The 18,596-nt window shown below is 34.7% G+C and carries 15 protein-coding genes; all 15 read left to right on the forward strand.

What is annotated here, in order from left to right; all coding sequences use genetic code 11:
* The first annotated feature begins 65 nt into the window (after positions 1-65).
* The 15 genes from citZ (at position 66) to dnaI (ending at position 18,231) form a co-directional block, all read left to right on the forward strand.
* Positions 66-1,181, forward strand: coding sequence for a citrate synthase (citZ, locus tag C7437_RS00360; RefSeq protein WP_111437672.1), 1,116 nt, complete (start codon positions 66-68; stop codon positions 1,179-1,181).
* An 88-nt stretch (positions 1,182-1,269) separates the two neighbouring features.
* Complete coding sequence (gene icd / locus C7437_RS00365) at positions 1,270-2,535, forward strand: NADP-dependent isocitrate dehydrogenase (RefSeq protein WP_111437673.1); 1,266 nt, start codon at positions 1,270-1,272, stop codon at positions 2,533-2,535.
* A gap of 168 nt (positions 2,536-2,703) precedes the next feature.
* Positions 2,704-3,642, forward strand: a complete 939-nt coding sequence (gene mdh, locus C7437_RS00370) for a malate dehydrogenase (protein ID WP_111437674.1) — start codon at positions 2,704-2,706, stop codon at positions 3,640-3,642.
* 249 nt (positions 3,643-3,891) lie between these two features.
* On the forward strand, positions 3,892-4,602 hold the full coding sequence (locus C7437_RS00375) for a response regulator transcription factor (protein ID WP_111437675.1): 711 nt from the start codon (positions 3,892-3,894) through the stop codon (positions 4,600-4,602).
* 2 nt (positions 4,603-4,604) lie between these two features.
* Positions 4,605-6,140: a two-component system histidine kinase PnpS gene (pnpS, locus tag C7437_RS00380; RefSeq protein ID WP_111437676.1), complete on the forward strand. Its 1,536-nt coding sequence runs from the start codon at positions 4,605-4,607 to the stop codon at positions 6,138-6,140.
* An 11-nt stretch (positions 6,141-6,151) separates the two neighbouring features.
* Positions 6,152-7,366, forward strand: a complete 1,215-nt coding sequence (locus C7437_RS00385; protein WP_111437677.1) for a carboxylate--amine ligase — start codon at positions 6,152-6,154, stop codon at positions 7,364-7,366.
* A gap of 175 nt (positions 7,367-7,541) precedes the next feature.
* A complete protein-coding gene (hflK, locus tag C7437_RS00390; protein WP_111437678.1) occupies positions 7,542-8,525 on the forward strand; it encodes an FtsH protease activity modulator HflK in 984 nt (327 codons plus the stop codon).
* Positions 8,525-9,496 (forward strand): protease modulator HflC, encoded by a 972-nt coding sequence (hflC, locus tag C7437_RS00395; RefSeq protein ID WP_111437679.1) that lies wholly within the window; start codon positions 8,525-8,527, stop codon positions 9,494-9,496. Before hflK ends, hflC begins: the two co-directional genes overlap by 1 nt.
* A 117-nt stretch (positions 9,497-9,613) precedes the next feature.
* Positions 9,614-12,241, forward strand: coding sequence for a DNA polymerase I (polA, locus tag C7437_RS00400; protein ID WP_111437680.1), 2,628 nt, complete (start codon positions 9,614-9,616; stop codon positions 12,239-12,241).
* 12 nt (positions 12,242-12,253) lie between these two features.
* A complete protein-coding gene (gene mutM / locus C7437_RS00405; RefSeq protein ID WP_111437681.1) occupies positions 12,254-13,126 on the forward strand; it encodes a bifunctional DNA-formamidopyrimidine glycosylase/DNA-(apurinic or apyrimidinic site) lyase in 873 nt (290 codons plus the stop codon).
* A gap of 17 nt (positions 13,127-13,143) precedes the next feature.
* Positions 13,144-13,731 (forward strand): dephospho-CoA kinase, encoded by a 588-nt coding sequence (gene coaE / locus C7437_RS00410; RefSeq protein WP_111437682.1) that lies wholly within the window; start codon positions 13,144-13,146, stop codon positions 13,729-13,731.
* Between the two features lie 105 nt (positions 13,732-13,836).
* On the forward strand, positions 13,837-14,844 hold the full coding sequence (locus C7437_RS00415) for a glyceraldehyde-3-phosphate dehydrogenase (protein WP_111437683.1): 1,008 nt from the start codon (positions 13,837-13,839) through the stop codon (positions 14,842-14,844).
* Positions 14,845-15,415: 571 nt separating this feature from the next.
* The gene (gene nrdR, locus C7437_RS00420; RefSeq protein ID WP_111437684.1) at positions 15,416-15,880 is read left to right on the forward strand and encodes a transcriptional regulator NrdR; all 465 of its coding nucleotides are present in this window, start codon (positions 15,416-15,418) and stop codon (positions 15,878-15,880) included.
* A 41-nt stretch (positions 15,881-15,921) separates the two neighbouring features.
* Complete coding sequence (locus C7437_RS00425) at positions 15,922-17,277, forward strand: replication initiation and membrane attachment family protein (protein ID WP_245909173.1); 1,356 nt, start codon at positions 15,922-15,924, stop codon at positions 17,275-17,277.
* A gap of 9 nt (positions 17,278-17,286) precedes the next feature.
* On the forward strand, positions 17,287-18,231 hold the full coding sequence (dnaI, locus tag C7437_RS00430) for a primosomal protein DnaI (RefSeq protein ID WP_111437686.1): 945 nt from the start codon (positions 17,287-17,289) through the stop codon (positions 18,229-18,231).
* The last annotated feature ends 365 nt before the right edge of the window (positions 18,232-18,596 follow it).

The raw sequence follows: 18,596 nt of genomic DNA on the forward strand, positions 1-18,596 counted from the left end.
TTAATCTTTCTTTTTACGAATTTTGTAAATCGAACTATTTGAACTGCAAAAGGGGAGATTTAAAAATGACAGCAACTCGTGGTTTAGAAGGAGTTGTAGCAACGGAAACGTCTATCAGTTCAATTATTGATGATACTCTTACATACGTTGGCTATGATATTGACGATTTAGCATCTAATGCAAGTTTTGAAGAAGTGGTGTATTTGCTTTGGCATAAAAAATTACCAAAAGTAGATGAACTTGCGGAATTAAAACAACAACTTGCAGAAAATATGGCAGTTCCTCAAGAAATATTAAATCATTTCAAAACTTATCCAATAAACAAAGTTCATCCAATGTCTGCTCTAAGAACAGCTGTATCTATGTTAGCATTGTATGATGATGCTGCTGAAGATATGTCGGATGAAGCAAACTACTTAAAAGCAATCCAACTACAAGCTAAGATGTCAACTTTAGTAACTGCTTTCTCACGCGTACGTAAAGGTTTAGAACCAGTAGCACCTAAAACAGATTTAGGTTATGCTGCAAACTTCTTGTACATGCTTTCAGGAGAGTTACCAGAAGCGATTGAAATTGAAGCTTTCGATAAAGCATTAGTTTTACATGCTGATCATGAGTTAAATGCTTCTACATTTACTGCTCGTGTATGTGTAGCAACACTTTCAGATATTTACTCTGGTGTTGTAGCAGCTATCGGTGCACTAAAAGGACCACTTCATGGTGGTGCAAATGAACAAGTTATGAAAATGTTAACTGAGATTGATACACTTGATAATGTTGATGCGTATATCAATGAAAAATTAGCTAACAAAGATAAAATTATGGGCTTTGGTCACCGTGTATATAGACTAGGCGATCCACGTGCGAAACATTTACGTGAAATGTCTAAAAAACTTACTTCACTTCGTGAAGAGTCAAAACTTTATGACATGTCTATTAGAATCGAAGAAATCGTTACTGGTCAAAAGAATTTACCACCAAATGTAGACTTCTATTCAGCATCTGTTTATCATTCATTGAATATTGATCATGACCTATTTACACCAATCTTTGCTGTATCACGTGTATCTGGTTGGACAGCTCATATTCTTGAACAATATGCTAATAATCGTCTTATTCGTCCACGTGCAGAGTACATTGGACCAGGAATTCAAAAATATATTCCAATCGAACAAAGATAAGTAAGGTATAATAAGGTGTACGGTTTAGGTTTTTAGCACATTTTGTGTTAAAAACCATATTATTATAATTGTAGGAGGAAAATAACAAATGACATCAGGTAAAATAACAGTAGAAAACGGTGTACTTAATGTACCAAACACAGCGGTAATTCCTTTCATTATAGGAGACGGAATAGGTCCTGATATCTGGGCTGCAGCATCACGTGTTCTTGAAGCAGCTGTTGAAAAAGCATATAACGGCGAAAAGAAACTTGAATGGAAAGAAGTTCTTGCAGGACAAAAAGCATTCGATCAAACTGGTGAATGGTTACCAAAAGAAACACTAGACGTTATTAAAGAATATTTAATCGCTATTAAAGGACCACTTACTACACCAATCGGTGGGGGTATTCGTTCATTGAACGTAGCATTACGTCAAGAACTTGATCTTTATACTTGTCTTCGTCCTGTTCGTTATTTCAACGGAGTTCCATCTCCAGTGAAACGTCCTGAAGATACTGACATGGTAATTTTCCGTGAAAATACGGAAGATATTTATGCAGGTATTGAATATGCAACTGGAACAGAAGAAGCAAAAAAATTAATTGATTTCCTTCAAAATGAAATGGGAGTAGACAAAATTCGTTTCCCAGAAACTTCAGGTATTGGTATTAAACCAATTTCAGAAGAAGGTACAAAACGTTTAGTGCGTGCTGCCCTTAACTACATCATTAAAGAAGGTCGTACTTCATTAACGATAGTACATAAAGGAAACATCATGAAGTACACTGAAGGCGCGTTCAAAAATTGGGGTTATGAAGTTGCTGAACAAGAATTTGGTGATAAAGTATTCACTTGGAACCAATACGATGTAATTAAAGAAGAGCAAGGAGCAGAAGCTGCTGATAAAGCACAAGCTGAAGCAATTGCTGCTGGTAAAATCTTAGTGAAAGATTCAATCGCTGACATTTTCTTACAACAAATTTTAACTCGTCCAAAAGAATTCGATGTAGTTGCTACAATGAATTTAAATGGTGATTATATTTCGGATGCACTAGCTGCACAAGTTGGTGGTATTGGTATCGCTCCAGGTGCTAATATTAACTATGTAACTGGACATGCTATTTTCGAAGCAACTCATGGTACAGCACCAAAATATGCTGGACTTGATAAAGTAAATCCATCTTCAGTAATTCTTTCAGGTGTATTAATGCTTGAACATCTTGGATGGAACGAAGCTGCGAAATTAATCATGGATTCAATGGAGAAATCTATTGCTTCTAAAGTAGTTACTTATGATTTCGCTCGTCTAATGGACGGCGCAACAGAAGTGAAATGTTCTGAATTCGGTGACGTATTAATTAAAAATCTTTAATCTGAAGTTAATATGAAATTTGGTTTTTAGAGAGGGTAAAACCCTCTCTTTTTTTATAAGACGAGAAAGTATAAATTTTTTACTTGGTATCTGTCTAGCGTAAGCAGCCCCTCAGTTTAGAGATAGGTGCTTGCGCTTTTCTTATAAAAACAAAAGGAGAGATTCTACATGACATTGAAACGTAATAAAATCTCAGTTATCGGTGGCGGATTTACAGGTGCAACAACTGCTTTCTTATTAGCCCAAAAAGAACTTGGAGATGTTGTATTAGTAGACATTCCTCAAGTTGAAAATGCTACTAAAGGTAAAGCCTTAGATATGGCACAAGCAGGTCCAGTGCAAGGTTTTGATTCTAACATTATTGGTACTTCAAACTATGAAGATACAAAAGACTCAGATGTAGTTATTATTACTGCTGGTATTGCACGTAAACCTGGTATGAGCCGTGACGACTTAGTTCAAACAAACCAAAAAGTAATGAAAGCTGTAACTAAAGATATTGTAAAATACTCTCCGAACACTATAATCATCGTATTAACTAACCCAGTTGATGCAATGACTTACACTGTATATAAAGAATCGGGTTTATCAAAAGAACGTGTAATCGGACAATCAGGAGTACTTGATACTGCTCGTTTCCGCACATTTGTTGCGCAGGAATTAAACGTTTCTGTTAAGGATGTAACTGGTTTTGTTTTAGGGGGACATGGTGATGATATGGTTCCATTGGTAAGATACTCTTATGCTGGTGGTATTCCATTAGAAAACTTAATCGATGCTGCTCGTTTAGAAGAAATTGTTGCTCGTACTCGTAAGGGTGGGGCTGAAATCGTTAACCTACTTGGTAATGGATCTGCTTACTATGCACCAGCCGCATCATTAGTTGAAATGGCTGAAGCAATTCTTAAAGATCAAAAACGTGTATTACCATCAATCGCTTACTTAGAAGGCGAATATGGTATGGATGGAATCTACCTTGGTGTTCCAACGATAATTGGTGCTGGTGGTATCGAGAAAATTATCGAACTTGAATTATTAGAAGAAGAAAAAGCATTATTAAACAAATCTGCTGAATCAGTTAAAGCAGTAATGAACGTTTTAGCTTAATCTAAATATAATTAGGATCGAGTGGGGAAACCTGCTCGGTTATTTTTTGATTTTATAGAAACTCAAAATACTGAGCGGATGCTTGCGCTTTTCTAGTGGTTATTGTTAAGATAAAGGTAGTTTACTTTTAGAGAGATGATGTTCTCTTTTTAGGTATAATTTTAAATGAATCAATAAATGAAACATTTGTTAAGTTATCAATTGAGTGATTTGGAATGGGGGTTTCAAATCAACTTTGGAGGCTATTAAATGAAAAAAATATTAGTTGTAGATGATGAAAGCTCAATCGTGACATTGTTAAAATATAATTTAGAAGAAGCAGGGTTTCAAGTTATAACAGCTGCAGATGGGAAAGAAGGTTTGCATCTTGCAAAAACTGAAAATCCAGATGTCATCGTATTAGATTGGATGCTACCACACTTGGATGGTATGGAAGTTTGTAAAGAACTTCGTATCAAAAAAATTCAAACACCAATTATTATGCTAACTGCAAAAGATGAAGAGTTTGATAAAGTTCTTGGTCTTGAATTAGGTGCGGATGATTATATGACAAAACCATTCAGTCCTCGTGAAGTAATCGCTCGTGTAAAGGCAATGATTCGTCGATCGGGGATGTCTTCTGACATTAAGAGAACTGAAGGAAGAAGTATAGAAGAACAATACGTTTTTGGTCCTTTACAAGTTTTCCCGGAAAGATTTGAAGTATTGTTAAATGATGAAACAATTGAATTTACTCCAAAAGAGTTTGAATTACTTGTTTATCTAATTGAAAACAAAAATCGTGTATTAACACGGGATCAATTATTAAGTGCGGTATGGAACTATGATTTTGCTGGAGATACTCGAATTGTAGATGTTCATGTGAGTCACTTAAGAGATAAAATTGAAGTGAATAGTAGAAAGCCTATATTTATCAAAACGATTAGAGGCCTTGGTTATAAATTTGAGGAGCCTAGGTAATAATGATGTCTTTTCAAAATAGAATTTTAAGAATATATTCTATCTTAATTGGACTTCTTCTAGCGGGCGTAGGTCTTGTTCTTGGACAGCTGTACCCATTATTTGTAGATAATACCGCAAATTCTTTAGTTAATTCAAAAGTAGAGGATATATCAGCGTATTTATCGACTACCGAAGTACCAAAAGATATTCAAAATCAAATTATTCATAAAGTTTCATTTAATGACCACATTATTGAAAGTACTGATATACAACAAACATTTTGGATGTTTCTATTTATTATATTGTTCTTAGCTTTTCTAATAGCCATTATAATTGGTGCAAGTGTTTTCAAAAAATATGCTGTGCCAATTGAACATTTAACGCAAACAGCAATGGAGCTGGCAAAAGGGAATTATCGGGTCAGGGCATTTGAAGATGACTTCTCAGGAATGTCAAAACTTAGTAAGTCGATTAATATTCTTGCTCGCAATTTACACGATATTTCAGTTATGCGTGAAACGGAGAAAGAACGACTAAAAACGTTAATTGAAAATATGGGAAGTGCGCTATTAATGATTGATCGAAATGGAGAAACAACAATTGCCAATCGATCATTTTTGAAACTCTTTCAACTTAAGTTTGAAGATGTGGATGGAAAGTTGTTCCGTAAAATAGGACTTCCAGATCAAATAGAAGAGTTTATCGACAAGCTATTCTTAACTGAATCCTCCAATCGACAACAACTTAATATTAAAAAAAATCATTTTACTTATTACATGGATGCATACGGAGCTCCAGTTATAGGAGAACACGGTAGATGGCTTGGAATTGTGATCGTCATGCATGACATTACAGAGTTAAAAAAGCTAGAGCAAGTGAGAAAAGACTTTGTTGCAAATGTATCTCATGAATTAAAGACTCCTGTTACTTCTATCAAAGGATTTTCTGAGACTCTATTATTTGGCGCTTATAAAAAGGAAGAAACACTCCTTTCATTTTTAGAAATAATACATAAGGAAAGCAATCGATTACAAGCACTTATTATCGACTTATTAGATCTTTCTAAAGTAGAGCAAACAGGCTATGAAATTTCTAAACAAAAAGTATATTTCAGTGAAATTATTAATAGTAGCATTGAATTGACTATTCATTTAGCTGATAAAAAGAATATAACGATTGAAACGAATATAGATGAACAAGTTGTAATACTAGGGGAAACGAACCGTCTAAAACAAATTATCGTTAATTTAATTGCTAATGCGATTAATTACTCTCTCGAAAATACAATGATTAAGCTAAGTGTTTATCAAAATAAAAAGTATGGGATTTTTGAAATAGAAGACCAAGGAATTGGGATTAGTAAAGTAGAAATAACGCGTATTTTTGAGCGTTTTTATCGGGTAGACCGTGCTAGAAGTAGAAACTCAGGAGGTACAGGCCTTGGTCTTGCCATCGTGAAACATCTAGTTGAAGCACATCAAGGGTATATCGAGGTGCATAGTGAAGAAGGGAAAGGTACTATTTTTAAAGTATACATCCCTATTGTTAATACTTAACGGAGGTAAATATGAATAACAAACCATTTATTCCGATAATTATCGGAACTGATATAAACGCATACAATATGGCTATTTCATTTCATGAAGAATATAATATAAAGCCAATCTTAGTTGGTAAAGAAGCAATGTCTTTCACTAAATGGAGTAATATTATTGAACATACAGAAATACATGCAAATTTGTGGGATAAAACATCATTTGTACAAGTTCTAATTAAAGTTGCCGAAAAGTATAGTGTTCCAGGAAAACAACTGTTATTAATTGGAACGAATGATTTCTATGTTCGCTTAATTATTGAACATGCAGCTGTTCTAAAAGAGATGTATGTATTTAATTATATGGCAGAAGATTTGATGAATAATCTTTTGGTCAAAACTAATTTTTATAAGTTATGTGAAGAGCATGGATTAGACGCGCCAAAAACGTATTATTATTCGTGTGCGAAGAAAGAAGTTTTCAAAGAGGAAGTTCTATTTCCTTTAATTATTAAACCAAGTGATGGTGTTCAATATTACCAAAATAAATTCCCTGGTCAACAAAAAGTATACCGAGTGGAAAATAGAGAAGAATTGAATGATGTTATTGACCAAGTGAATGCTAGTGGTTATGAAGAAGATCTTATCATTCAAGATTATATCCCTGGTGATGATACATATATGTGGGATTCTGTATTTTACATGAGTTCAAAAGGGAAAGCGCAATTAGGGACGTTTGCCCAAGTAGTACTGCAAGAACATACGGTTACAGCAATTGGTAACTACACTGCTTTAATCACAAGATATAATGAAGAAATGATGGTAAAATTACAGCGTTTTTTAGAGGCTGTAGGCTATGTTGGATTTGCAAACTTTGATTTGAAGTTTGATGAACGTGATGGGAAATTTAAAGTGTTTGAAGTAAATATAAGGCAAGGACGTTCAAGTTATTATACGACTGCTCTTGGTCATAATATGGCACGTTATTTTGTAGATGATGTTATTTATCAAAAAGAAAAGCCACTTACATTATTAGATGAACATTATTTATTCACAGTTGTTCCTAAAATAGTATTGAAAAAATTTGTTGAAAATAAAGAGATTCAAAAAGAAGTTAGACAATTATTAAGAGATGGTAAATGGGGAAATCCATTGTTTTATAAAAAAGATAAACATCTTACGAGAAAACTCTTTCTACTAGCTCGTCAGTTTAATTATTATAAAAAGTACAAGAATAATAATTGGTGATGAAAAGTTTACAATTAAAACACATTGAATTTACAATTGTTTGATATATTTAATCAGACCCCTTTTCCAAATGTTTTGCTAAAAAAAGCTAGCTTGTGCTAGCTTTTTTTTATTTTTCTGAAACTTATAGTATATTCATCCGTAAAATAAGATATACATAGAAAGGGGAATAAAGATGAGTGCCAAAAGATTAGTTACGATCATTATTACATCATTTATTGGAATCATTCTATTATCTGCTGTCTTAACATCTTGGTATACCGTAGATGAATCAGAGCAAGCAATTGTTATTACATTTGGTGAAGCTAGTGACCCCATTACGGAGTCTGGTTTAAAATTTAAAATACCTTGGCCAATCCAAAAGGTAGAAAAGCTATCTAAAGAAACATTTAGTCTGCGATTTGGTTATAAGCAAGCAGCGGATGGGGAAGTAACTTCCTTTGATAAAGAAACTAAAATGATTACTGGTGACGACAATATCGTTTTGACTGATTTAGTCGTTCAGTATAAGATTACAGATCCAAAATCATATTTATTCAATTCAGAAAGTCCACAAGAATTATTACATGATGCTACTTCAGCATCCATTCGTTCCGTAATTGGTAATTCTAAAATTGATGATGCACTTACTTCAGGAAAAGGGCAAATTGAAGCAGATACCGTTGAGTTACTTGGTTCTTTAATCGAAAAGTATGATATTGGAATTACTGTACTTTCCGTAAAATTGCAAGACGTGGAACTGCCGAATGCCGAAGTTCGTTCTGCATTTACTGCTGTAACAGATGCCGAAGAAACGAAAAATACTAAAGTGAACCAGGCAGAGAAATATGAAAACCAAAAGTTAAGTGAAGCAATTGGAGAAAAAGATGCCATTATTTCAAATGCTATAGGATACAAAACTGCTCGTACTGAACAAGCACGAGGAGATGTAGCATTGTTTGATAAGATTTTTGCCGAATACAAAAACAATAAAGAGATTACGAAACAACGACTTGTGATGGAAACATTAGATGCGGTATTACCAAACGCACAAATATACATTATGAATGACGATGGTGGAACGATGAAATACTTGCCACTTCAACCTGTAGAATCTACTAAGCAAACTACCCCACCAGTTGCTCCGGAAACAGAATCAGAAAATGGGAGTGGACAATAATGGCGGATAAAAAAAATCCATTTGCAAACTTAGAAGAAAAATTTAAAGAAACACAAAAAAAGCCTAAAAAAGAAAAAGTTCCAATTGATTATAAAAAGTATACGAAATCTTTTCTAGTTATTTTTGCTTTGTTCATCCTTCTTGTCATTGCATTTGCAAATATATATGTTGTGAAGGAAGGAGAATTTAAAGTTATTCGTCAGTTCGGAGAGATAAAAGATATTAAAGAATCACCTGGCTTACATATGAAAATACCTTTTGTTCAAAGTGTGACTACCGTTCCCAAATACCAAATGAACTATAAGTTATCGGAAGCGGAAATTAACACGAAAGACAAACGTCGAATTATTATTGATAATTATGCTGTATGGAGAGTAGTGAACGCGAAAGAAATGATTACAAGTGCAGGGACCCTTGTAAACGCGGGTTCTCGTATGGAAGAATTCATCTATTCCGTTGTACGTTCTGAACTTGGGCAACTAAACTATAACGAGATTATTAATGATGAGAACTCATCTAGAGGAAGCTTAAATGATCAAATTACAACGCATGTAAATGAATTGCTTAAAAAAGATAATTACGGGATAGAAGTGGTGGATGTACGTATTAAACGGACTGATTTACCAGAAGAAAATGAGCAATCAGTCTACAATGAAATGATTTCAGAACGACAAAGTATCGCGCAGAAATTCTTATCTACTGGGGATGCTGACAAACGTCGTATTGAAGCGGAAACAGATCGTCAAGTAAGAGAAATGCTAGCAACTGCCAAAAAAGAAGCTGCAATTATTACGGCAGAGGGCGATGCAGAAGCTGCAAAAATATACAACCAATCATTTTCAAAAGACCCTGAGTTTTATTCTCTTTACCGGACGCTCGAGTCTTACAAAAAAACAATTGGAGAGGATACGATGATTATTATTCCATCTGACTCTCCGTATGCCAGTATCTTGTCTGGATCCTTAGAATAAGTATATGAATCGTCATTCCCCTTATCCACGTGGTAAGATATAGGGAATGACGGTTTTATTATTTGTCCAAATGTAGACATCAAGTACCGCATTTCAAATTTAAGGAGTGAACCTAAAATGGCATCCGAAAAAATTCTATTATTAGATGGAAATAGTCTCGCGTATCGAGCTTTTTTCGCATTACCTTTATTAACAAATGAGCACGGTATTCATACGAATGCTGTTTATGGTTTTACCATGATGCTTCAAAAAATTATGGAAGAAGAAAAACCTACACATATGTTGGTTGCATTTGATGCTGGGAAAACAACTTTTAGACACTCAACTTTTGAAGAATATAAAGGTGGAAGACAAAAGACGCCACCAGAATTATCGGAGCAGTTTCCTTATATACGTAAACTAATTGATGCATATGGCATTAAACGATATGAACTTGAAATGTACGAAGCAGATGATATTATTGGGACGCTTAGCAAGCAAGCTTACGAAAAAGGGCAGCAAGTTGTCATTGTTTCTGGAGATAAAGATTTAACACAGTTATCTACAGACAAGACAACCGTTTATATAACAAGAAAAGGAATCACGGATATTGAAAAATATACACCTGCACATATAGAAGAAAAATACGGATTAACTCCGCTTCAAATTATTGATATGAAAGGTCTGATGGGAGATGCTTCTGATAATATTCCCGGCGTACCTGGAGTTGGCGAAAAGACGGCCATCAAATTATTAAAAGAACATGGTTCCGTAGAAAATCTGTATCAAGCTTTAGATACAGTTAGTGGAGTAAAACTAAAAGAGAAACTGACTGCAAATGAAGAGCAGGCCAAAATGAGTAAGTCACTTGCGACGATAGAAGTGAATGCTCCTATTGAAGTGGCGATAGAAGATTTGACTTATAGTGGACCTAATATGGAAGATGTCGTAGCTATATGGAAGGAGCTTTCTTTTAAAACACTATTAGAGAAAACTGAGTATGTTGAGGAAGACCAAGAGACGACTGAAATACAATTTACAATTCTGGATGAAATTGATGCGTCCATTCTTCAAGATACAATGGCACTCCATTTGGAAATGTATGATGAGCAATATCATACAAGTGAATTATTAGGAATCAGCTTATTTAACGGAGAAGAGAGTTATTTTGTTCCGGGATCAATTGCATTTGAATCACCTGTTTTTTGTACATGGTTAGAAGATGCCACGAAGATAAAATATTTAGCGGATTCAAAAGCAACACAAGCAGTTAGTAGGAAGCACAAAGTCAGTATGCATGGTGTTGATTTTGATCTACTATTAGCGGCATATATCGTGAATCCATCTATCTCTTCGGATGACGTTTCGTCAATAGCAAAAGAATTTGGCTATTATAATGTATTAACGAATGACAGTGTATACGGAAAAGGCGCAAAAAAATCGACACCAGAGTTGGATAAAATTGCAGAACATGCAAGTAGAAAAGCACAAGCATTATGGAATTTAAAACCCACACTGGAAGAAAAATTAAAAGAAAATGAACAATATAGTTTATATAAAGAATTAGAATTACCATTAGCATCGATTTTAGGAACAATGGAATCGGATGGTGTAAAAGTAGATAAACAAATTCTAGTTGAAATGGGACAAGATTTAGAAGGAAAACTTCAAATAATTGAAAAAGATATTTATGTTTTAGCTGGAGAAGAATTTAATATTAATTCACCTAAACAGCTTGGTGTGATTTTATTTGAAAAAATAGGGCTAACCCCATTGAAGAAAACCAAAACGGGTTATTCCACTGCTGCGGATGTTTTAGAGAAACTTGCTAGTGAGCATGAAATTATTGAACAAATATTACATTATCGTCAACTAGGCAAGCTTAACTCTACGTATATTGAAGGGTTATTGAAAGAAATACATGAAGATGACGGAAAAATACATACACGTTATCAACAAGCCTTAACTTCTACTGGACGTTTGAGCTCAATTAATCCAAATCTGCAAAATATTCCAGTTCGTTTAGAAGAAGGAAGAAAGATTCGAAAGGCATTTGTTCCTTCTAATCCGGATTGGGTTATGTTTGCAGCAGATTATTCTCAAATTGAACTTCGCGTGCTTGCACATATGTCAGAAGATGTTAATCTAGTGGATGCATTTAATCAAGATATGGATATTCATACAAAAACAGCGATGGATGTATTCCATGTGGAAAAAGAAGACGTAACATCAGATATGAGACGAGCTGCGAAAGCGGTTAACTTTGGAATTGTTTATGGCATTAGTGATTATGGTTTATCTCAAAATTTGAATATTACGCGTAAAGAAGCTGCAACGTTTATAAAGCAGTATTTAAATAGCTTCCCAGGAGTTAAGGTGTACATGGATGAGATTGTACAAGAAGCAAAACAAAGAGGCTTTGTGACGACTATTTTAAATAGAAGAAGATACTTACCGGAAATTACGAGCTCTAATTTTAACTTGCGTAGTTTTGCGGAGCGTACTGCAATGAATACACCAATCCAAGGTAGCGCAGCGGATATTATAAAAAAAGCGATGATTGATATGGCGCAGAGATTAATTGATGAAAATATGCAATCGAAAATGTTATTACAAGTACATGATGAATTGATCTTTGAAGCACCAAGAGAAGAACTTGCATTACTTGAAAAAATTGTCCCAGAAGTAATGGAAGCAGCAATCAAGTTAAATGTTCCATTAAAAGTGGATTATGCATTTGGTTCATCTTGGTATGATACGAAGTAAGGAGTGTATGTAATGCCTGAATTACCAGAAGTAGAAGGACTCGTTCGAGAGTTAAAACCGATTGTTACTGGTAAAACAATTGTTTCGGTAGATGTATCTGAAACGATTATTAATTCTAAAGCAAGTGGGAAAGAGGCAATAATAAAAGGTGCGGATGTCGATACTTTTCGTAACTCTTTGCCTAATATGACGATTGAATCCATTGAAAGACGTTCCAAATATATATACTTTCACCTAATGAAAGATGGGCTTCCCTATTTGCTCGTATCGCATCTAGGTATGTCAGGTGCTTGGTTTTACGTAAAAACACTTCATGACATTGAAGAGGATAAATTTAAGCGTCATGCGCATGTAATTTTGCATTTTGATAATGGCGATTTACTAGTATATGCGGATATTCGACGATTTGGAGAACTTCGACTAATCATAAGTGAAGCGGATCATCCGCCATTATTGTTAATGGCACCAGAACCATTTGATACGGGTGCATTACCACATTATTTAGAAAAAAGTACATTGCCCAAATATGAAAATAAGCCAATTAAAGAATTTATCATGGATGGACAAATTGTTTCTGGTTGTGGAAATATTTACGCAACAGAAGCATTGTTTCGTATGAATTTACATCCCGGTAGAAAAGTGAAGCGTATTAGTGAAAAACGAAAAATTCAGTTGTTTGATGAAATAGTTATTGTTCTGTTAGATAGTATTGAAAATGGTGGAAGTACTATTTCAGATTATCGGAGGATTAATGGGGAAACCGGAAATATGCAAAATAGATTACAAATGTATGGGAAAAAGATTTGTCCTACATGTGAGAAGAAAACTAAGCAACAGACGATAGGGGGAAGAACTTCTACGTATTGCCCAGCGTGTCAGCGATAGTGGAAGTTTGATAATGTATGATTATTGGATTAACAGGAAGTATTGCGAGTGGAAAAAGTACAGTGTCAAATATGCTAAGTAAATTAGGATTTCCAATCATCGATGCGGATTTAATCGCAAGAATTGTAGTGGAGAAGGGATCAAAAACACTAGAGTCTATTACAGAGTCCTTTGGTGAAGAGGTAATAGCGGATGATGGTTCACTTCATCGTGGAAAATTAGGTGAAATCATTTTTACGAACCCTTCGAAACGAAAGCAACTAAATGACATTATTCATCCTGCGATTCGAGCAGAAATGCTACGACAAAAAGAAGAGCTGATAAAAGAAGGTCATCCTACGATTGTTATGGATATCCCTCTATTATTTGAAAGTAAGCTTTCGCACTATGTGGATAAAATATTGGTAGTAACGGTGACCGAAGAAATACAGTTAGCTCGATTGATGGCTCGCAATAATTATTCATTAGAGGAAGCAAAGGCAAGAATTCAATCTCAGCTACCACTTTCGATTAAAGAAAAAGGTGCAGATGCAGTTATTTATAATAACGGCACCTTAGAGTCAACAGAAGAACAACTAAATAAAATTCTACTAGCTTGGAAATAATAAATTTAATTTTTCTATTTTAGAGGCTACACAATTCTGTAATTATGTTATACTAATTCAAGATAAAAAATATAAAGTATCACACAGTTACAGGAGGATTTATATATGGTAGCTTCAATCGCAATAAACGGGTTTGGACGTATTGGTCGTATGGTATTTCGTCAAGCAATAGTGCAAGATGACTTAAATGTTGTAGCAATAAATGTAAGATACCCATTAGAAACATTGGCGCATCTCATTAAATATGATTCTACACATGGCACTTTTTCTGGAACAATTGAAATTGACGAAGATGCACTAATCGTCAATGGAAAACGTGTTCAAATCGTTAATGATCGTAATCCTGCAAATTTACCTTGGAAAGAACTTAATGTTGATATCGTTATTGAATCAACAGGCGTCTTTAATGATGGAGAAAAAGCAGTAGCTCATATAGAAGCTGGAGCCAAAAAAGTAATTATAACAGCTCCTGCGAAAAATGAAGATATCACAATTGTAATGGGTGTAAATGATGACAAATTAGATGTATCCGTACATAATATTATTTCTAATGCTAGCTGTACAACGAACTGTTTAGCTCCAGTTGTAAAAGTATTAAATGACACTTTTGGAATTGAAAATGGTTTAATGACAACTATTCATTCATATACAAATGATCAAAATAACTTAGATAATCCACATAAGGATTTGCGTCGTGCTCGTGCATGTGCCCAATCTATTATTCCTACGACGACTGGTGCTGCAAAAGCACTGACACTTGTCTTACCAGAGTTAGAAGGAAAAATGCATGGAATGGCTTTACGAGTGCCAACTCCAAATGTGTCTTTAGTAGATTTAGTAGTTGATTTACAGCAGGATGTAACGATTGAAGATGTAAATGCTTCATTTGTAAAAGCATCAGAGGAATCAATGAACGGAATTCTTGAACTTACGATGGAACCTCTAGTTTCTATAGACTTTAATACTACTACGAATTCAACAACTATTGATGGTTTGTCTACAATGGTAATTGGTAAACGTAAAGTTAAAGTTATCGCTTGGTATGATAACGAGTGGGGTTACTCTGCTCGTGTAGTAGATTTAACGAAAAAAGTAGCAGCAGCAGCACTATAATTTTAGTTGGCTATAATTTATTTATTTGTCACAGTACTGTCCAGAAAGTCAGGAAAACTGATTTTTTGCGGCAGTCTTTTTTTATGTAGTTTTTCAATTCTTATTTTCTATATCTAGTTGTACTTATTTCCCCTATATTATTCTCTTATCTGATTTTCGTTGCGAGCGGCGACTCCAGTGGGATTAGCGTGACAGGTGAGACCCCACAGGAGCGCGGTTTTCGCGACGAGGAGGCTCACCGCACGCCCCACGGAAAGCGTCCGCTCGTAACGAAAATCAGCGTGGATCAGGTTTTTTTATTTCACCAACTTTTCATTTATCTATCATGGCTATAGCTAGGAATATCTATAGTTGCATAATGAAGTAAATAAACATATAATAGTGTTCACGTACTTTTGCATACAGACTACTAAGTAAGTATGTCAAAGCAAACAGTAAAAGTTCAATTAAAATCTCCATTACGTAGCTTAAATAATAGGCAGAGGATGTATTCCTCTGCTTTTTCGATTTTATAGTCGAATCTTGTTATACTAGATATATAAATTAATGTTTGGAATTAGGAGAGGTCTATATGAGATGCCCAGCATGTCAATTTAATGGCACGAAAGTTGTCGATTCACGTCCGGTGGATGACAGCAAAGCAATTAGAAGAAGAAGAGAATGTGAAGATTGTGGTTTTCGATTCACAACTTTTGAAAAAGTAGAAGAGACACCATTAGTTCTTGTGAAAAAAGATGGGTCTCGAGAAGAATTTAGTCGGGAGAAAATTTTACGTGGTCTCATACGTGCGTGTGAAAAAAGACCAGTTGCACTAGATGTATTAGAAAATATTGTTTTTTCTATTGAAAAAGAACTGAGAAGAGCGGGAAATTCTGAAGTGAAAAGTGAAGAAGTTGGAGAAAAAGTAATGGACAAGCTGTCAAAAGTAGATGAAGTTGCTTATGTTCGATTTGCTTCCGTGTATCGACAATTCAAAGATATTAATGTATTTATTGAGGAATTAAAAGAAATTATGAAGAAAAACCCTTCACTTTAAGAAAAAAGTAGATGAAATAAAGAGAGTAGGTGCAGTTGTCGATGTTATATAAAGAGCTACAACCAGCTGATACATATATGATTCGTCTGCCGTATTCTTTCTCAGATTATGACCGACAATTATTAACATTGTTTTACCAACCGATAGTTGGGGCAGAAGCCATAAGTTTATATTTAACTTTTTGGGCAGATGGAGAAGGAAAAAATAACGACCAATGGACACATTATCATTTGATGAATGTACTAGGTTTTCCGGTAGGTAAAATTTTTCAGGCTAGAATTACCCTTGAAGCAATAGGGTTATTGCGAAGCTTTAAAAAAACAGAGAATAATGAAAGAGCCTTTTATTATGAACTATCTGCTCCTCTTGATGCAGAATCCTTTTTAAAAGATCCTTTGTTATCGATGTTTCTACTCAACAAGGTTGGAGAAAACGCATATAAACAGTTAAGGAATCGGTTTATACAACCAACTAAATGGAAAGAAGGATTTTCAGACGTCTCTCGAACATTTATGGATGTTTTTAAACCCTCTACTAAAACTGGAAATACGATTAGCAACGATGAGCAATTTGAATCGAAAGCTAGAAAATCGAGTATTCCTTTTTACTATGAAGGCTTTGACTTTGCTTTATTACAAGATGGATTATCAGAACAATTAGTTCCAAAATCAGCTTTGACGCTAGAAGCAAAAGAAGTAATTGCAAAGCTAGCCTTTCTTTACAAATTAAACCCTATTGATATGCAAAAAGTAGTCATTCTTGCATTAGATGACGAGTTGCAACTCTCAGAGTCTAGGATCAAGAAGGCGTGTGCAGATTTTTATAAGCTCACCGTATCTAAAAATGCACCAATTATCCAAAAAATAGTGGAGATTAAAACTCCAGCTCTTCTTAATACTACCCCGCTTACAAAAGAGGAAGAGTTAATTCATTATTTGGAAACAACTGCTCCTATTGATGTGTTAAAGGATATTGCAAATGGAAAAGAGCCTATTTTAGCAGATGTGCAATTGGCGAATCATTTTGTGACACATTTTAAAATGCCGGTAGGTGTAGTAAATGTATTGTTGCAATATGTTTTACTGCGAACAGACATGAAGCTTACTAAAAATTATGCAGAAAAAATTGCCTCTCACTGGATGCGCAAAGATGTTCAAACTGCTAAAGAAGCGATGGAACTAGCAAGAAATGAACACGAGCAATATACGAAGTGGAAAAATGAAGGTTCGAAACAAAAAACATATACGAAAAAGCCAACAAGAGAAGAAAAAGTGCCAGATTGGTTCTATAAAAAAGACGGTGAAACGAAACAATCTGGAAAAGAAACAAATGGCATACAAAATATAGATGAAGAGAGAAGACAATTATTAGCTGAACTTGGCGTAACGAAAAGGTAGGTGGATTAAGTGGAGCGTATTAATGAAACATTGAAAAGAGTTGTACAATCACCTGAGTTTTCAACAAGGCTTGATGATATAAAGAAAGAAGTGTTAGAAAATCCAGGAATACAGAAATTCTTGGAAGACAACGCTTCAGTTATATCTAAGCAAATCGTAGATCGTAGTTTAAGTAAATTATATGAATATAAATCTCAATCTCATCAGTGCGATTCTTGCCAATCACTAGAGTTGTGTACCAATTTCATGAAGGGATATGAACCGAAGCTGATTTTAGATCGAAATTTAATTGATATAGAATATGTTCGTTGTAAACGTGGAATTATAGAGGATGAACGAAAGAAAGTAACATCTATGATTGACAGTATTCATATGCCAAAAGAAGTAATGGAAGCAACTTTAGCGGGAGTCGACTTAGAAGATGGTAGTCGAGTCGTTGCAGTTCGAGCAGCAAAAAACTTTTTGAATGAATGGGAACGTACAAATGTATTGCCTCCGAAAGGGTTGTATATTAGTGGGAAATTCGGTGTTGGAAAGTCATATTTACTTGGTGCCCTAGCAAATGAATTAGCGGCAAGACATATTCATTCAGTAGTTGTTTATGTTCCAGAATTTTTCCGTGAGATGAAACAAGCAATACAAGATCAAACTCTTTCTGAAAAGATTGAATTTGTTAAACGTGCCCCTGTTTTAATGTTAGATGATATTGGAGCGGAAACAATGTCTAGCTGGACAAGAGATGAAATTTTAGGGACAATCCTACAATATAGAATGTCTGAGCAGTTACCAACTTTCTTGACCTCAAACTTTAACTATGATGAATTAGAACATCATTTATCATTTACGCAACGCGGAGAAAAAGAAGTTGTTAAAGCTGGTAGAATTATGGAGCGTATTCGATCTCTTACTATTCCTATTTCACTCCATGGGAAAAATTGGAGAGATAAGGAATAGTAATCGTCTATGTTTACCTTTGGATATAGATGGAAATGTTAGTTTCAATTAGACCTTGGTAAATTTGTTTAACTACTTGCAAATGCTTTTTGAGTGGCGTATAATTTTGACAGAAGAATAATCAAATGCGTTGAAGAGGACAATAATCAGTTTGTACGACTTTAAAGAGAGAGAAGCCTAGGCTGTAAGCTTCTTAAGTATCGGCAATCGATTTACCACCTCCGAGCAGTAACTTTAACCTAATGTTAAAATTATCGGTTACCGGTCCGTTAGCCGATGCAGAGCTTCGTCTATATTATTTGGTATGCAATAGACAGAAGAAGGGTGGAAACACGATTTAACCTCGTCCCTTTTTAGGGAGGGGG

Source organism: Psychrobacillus insolitus (genome assembly GCF_003254155.1).
GTDB lineage: Bacteria > Bacillota > Bacilli > Bacillales_A > Planococcaceae > Psychrobacillus > Psychrobacillus insolitus.

Excerpts from the sequence above, each read along its gene's own strand:
- mutM (WP_111437681.1), top strand. The coding sequence starts at position 12,254 with ATGCCTGAATTACCAGAAGTAGAAGGACTCGTTCGAGAGTTAAAACCG.
- polA (WP_111437680.1), top strand. The coding sequence starts at position 9,614 with ATGGCATCCGAAAAAATTCTATTATTAGATGGAAATAGTCTCGCGTAT.
- citZ (WP_111437672.1), top strand. The coding sequence starts at position 66 with ATGACAGCAACTCGTGGTTTAGAAGGAGTTGTAGCAACGGAAACGTCT.
- C7437_RS00385 (WP_111437677.1), top strand. The coding sequence starts at position 6,152 with ATGAATAACAAACCATTTATTCCGATAATTATCGGAACTGATATAAAC.
- hflC (WP_111437679.1), top strand. The coding sequence starts at position 8,525 with ATGGCGGATAAAAAAAATCCATTTGCAAACTTAGAAGAAAAATTTAAA.
- mdh (WP_111437674.1), top strand. The coding sequence starts at position 2,704 with ATGACATTGAAACGTAATAAAATCTCAGTTATCGGTGGCGGATTTACA.
- pnpS (WP_111437676.1), top strand. The coding sequence starts at position 4,605 with ATGATGTCTTTTCAAAATAGAATTTTAAGAATATATTCTATCTTAATT.
- coaE (WP_111437682.1), top strand. The coding sequence starts at position 13,144 with ATGATTATTGGATTAACAGGAAGTATTGCGAGTGGAAAAAGTACAGTG.
- icd (WP_111437673.1), top strand. The coding sequence starts at position 1,270 with ATGACATCAGGTAAAATAACAGTAGAAAACGGTGTACTTAATGTACCA.
- C7437_RS00375 (WP_111437675.1), top strand. The coding sequence starts at position 3,892 with ATGAAAAAAATATTAGTTGTAGATGATGAAAGCTCAATCGTGACATTG.
- C7437_RS00415 (WP_111437683.1), top strand. The coding sequence starts at position 13,837 with ATGGTAGCTTCAATCGCAATAAACGGGTTTGGACGTATTGGTCGTATG.
- hflK (WP_111437678.1), top strand. The coding sequence starts at position 7,542 with ATGAGTGCCAAAAGATTAGTTACGATCATTATTACATCATTTATTGGA.
- nrdR (WP_111437684.1), top strand. The coding sequence starts at position 15,416 with ATGAGATGCCCAGCATGTCAATTTAATGGCACGAAAGTTGTCGATTCA.
- C7437_RS00425 (WP_245909173.1), top strand. The coding sequence starts at position 15,922 with ATGTTATATAAAGAGCTACAACCAGCTGATACATATATGATTCGTCTG.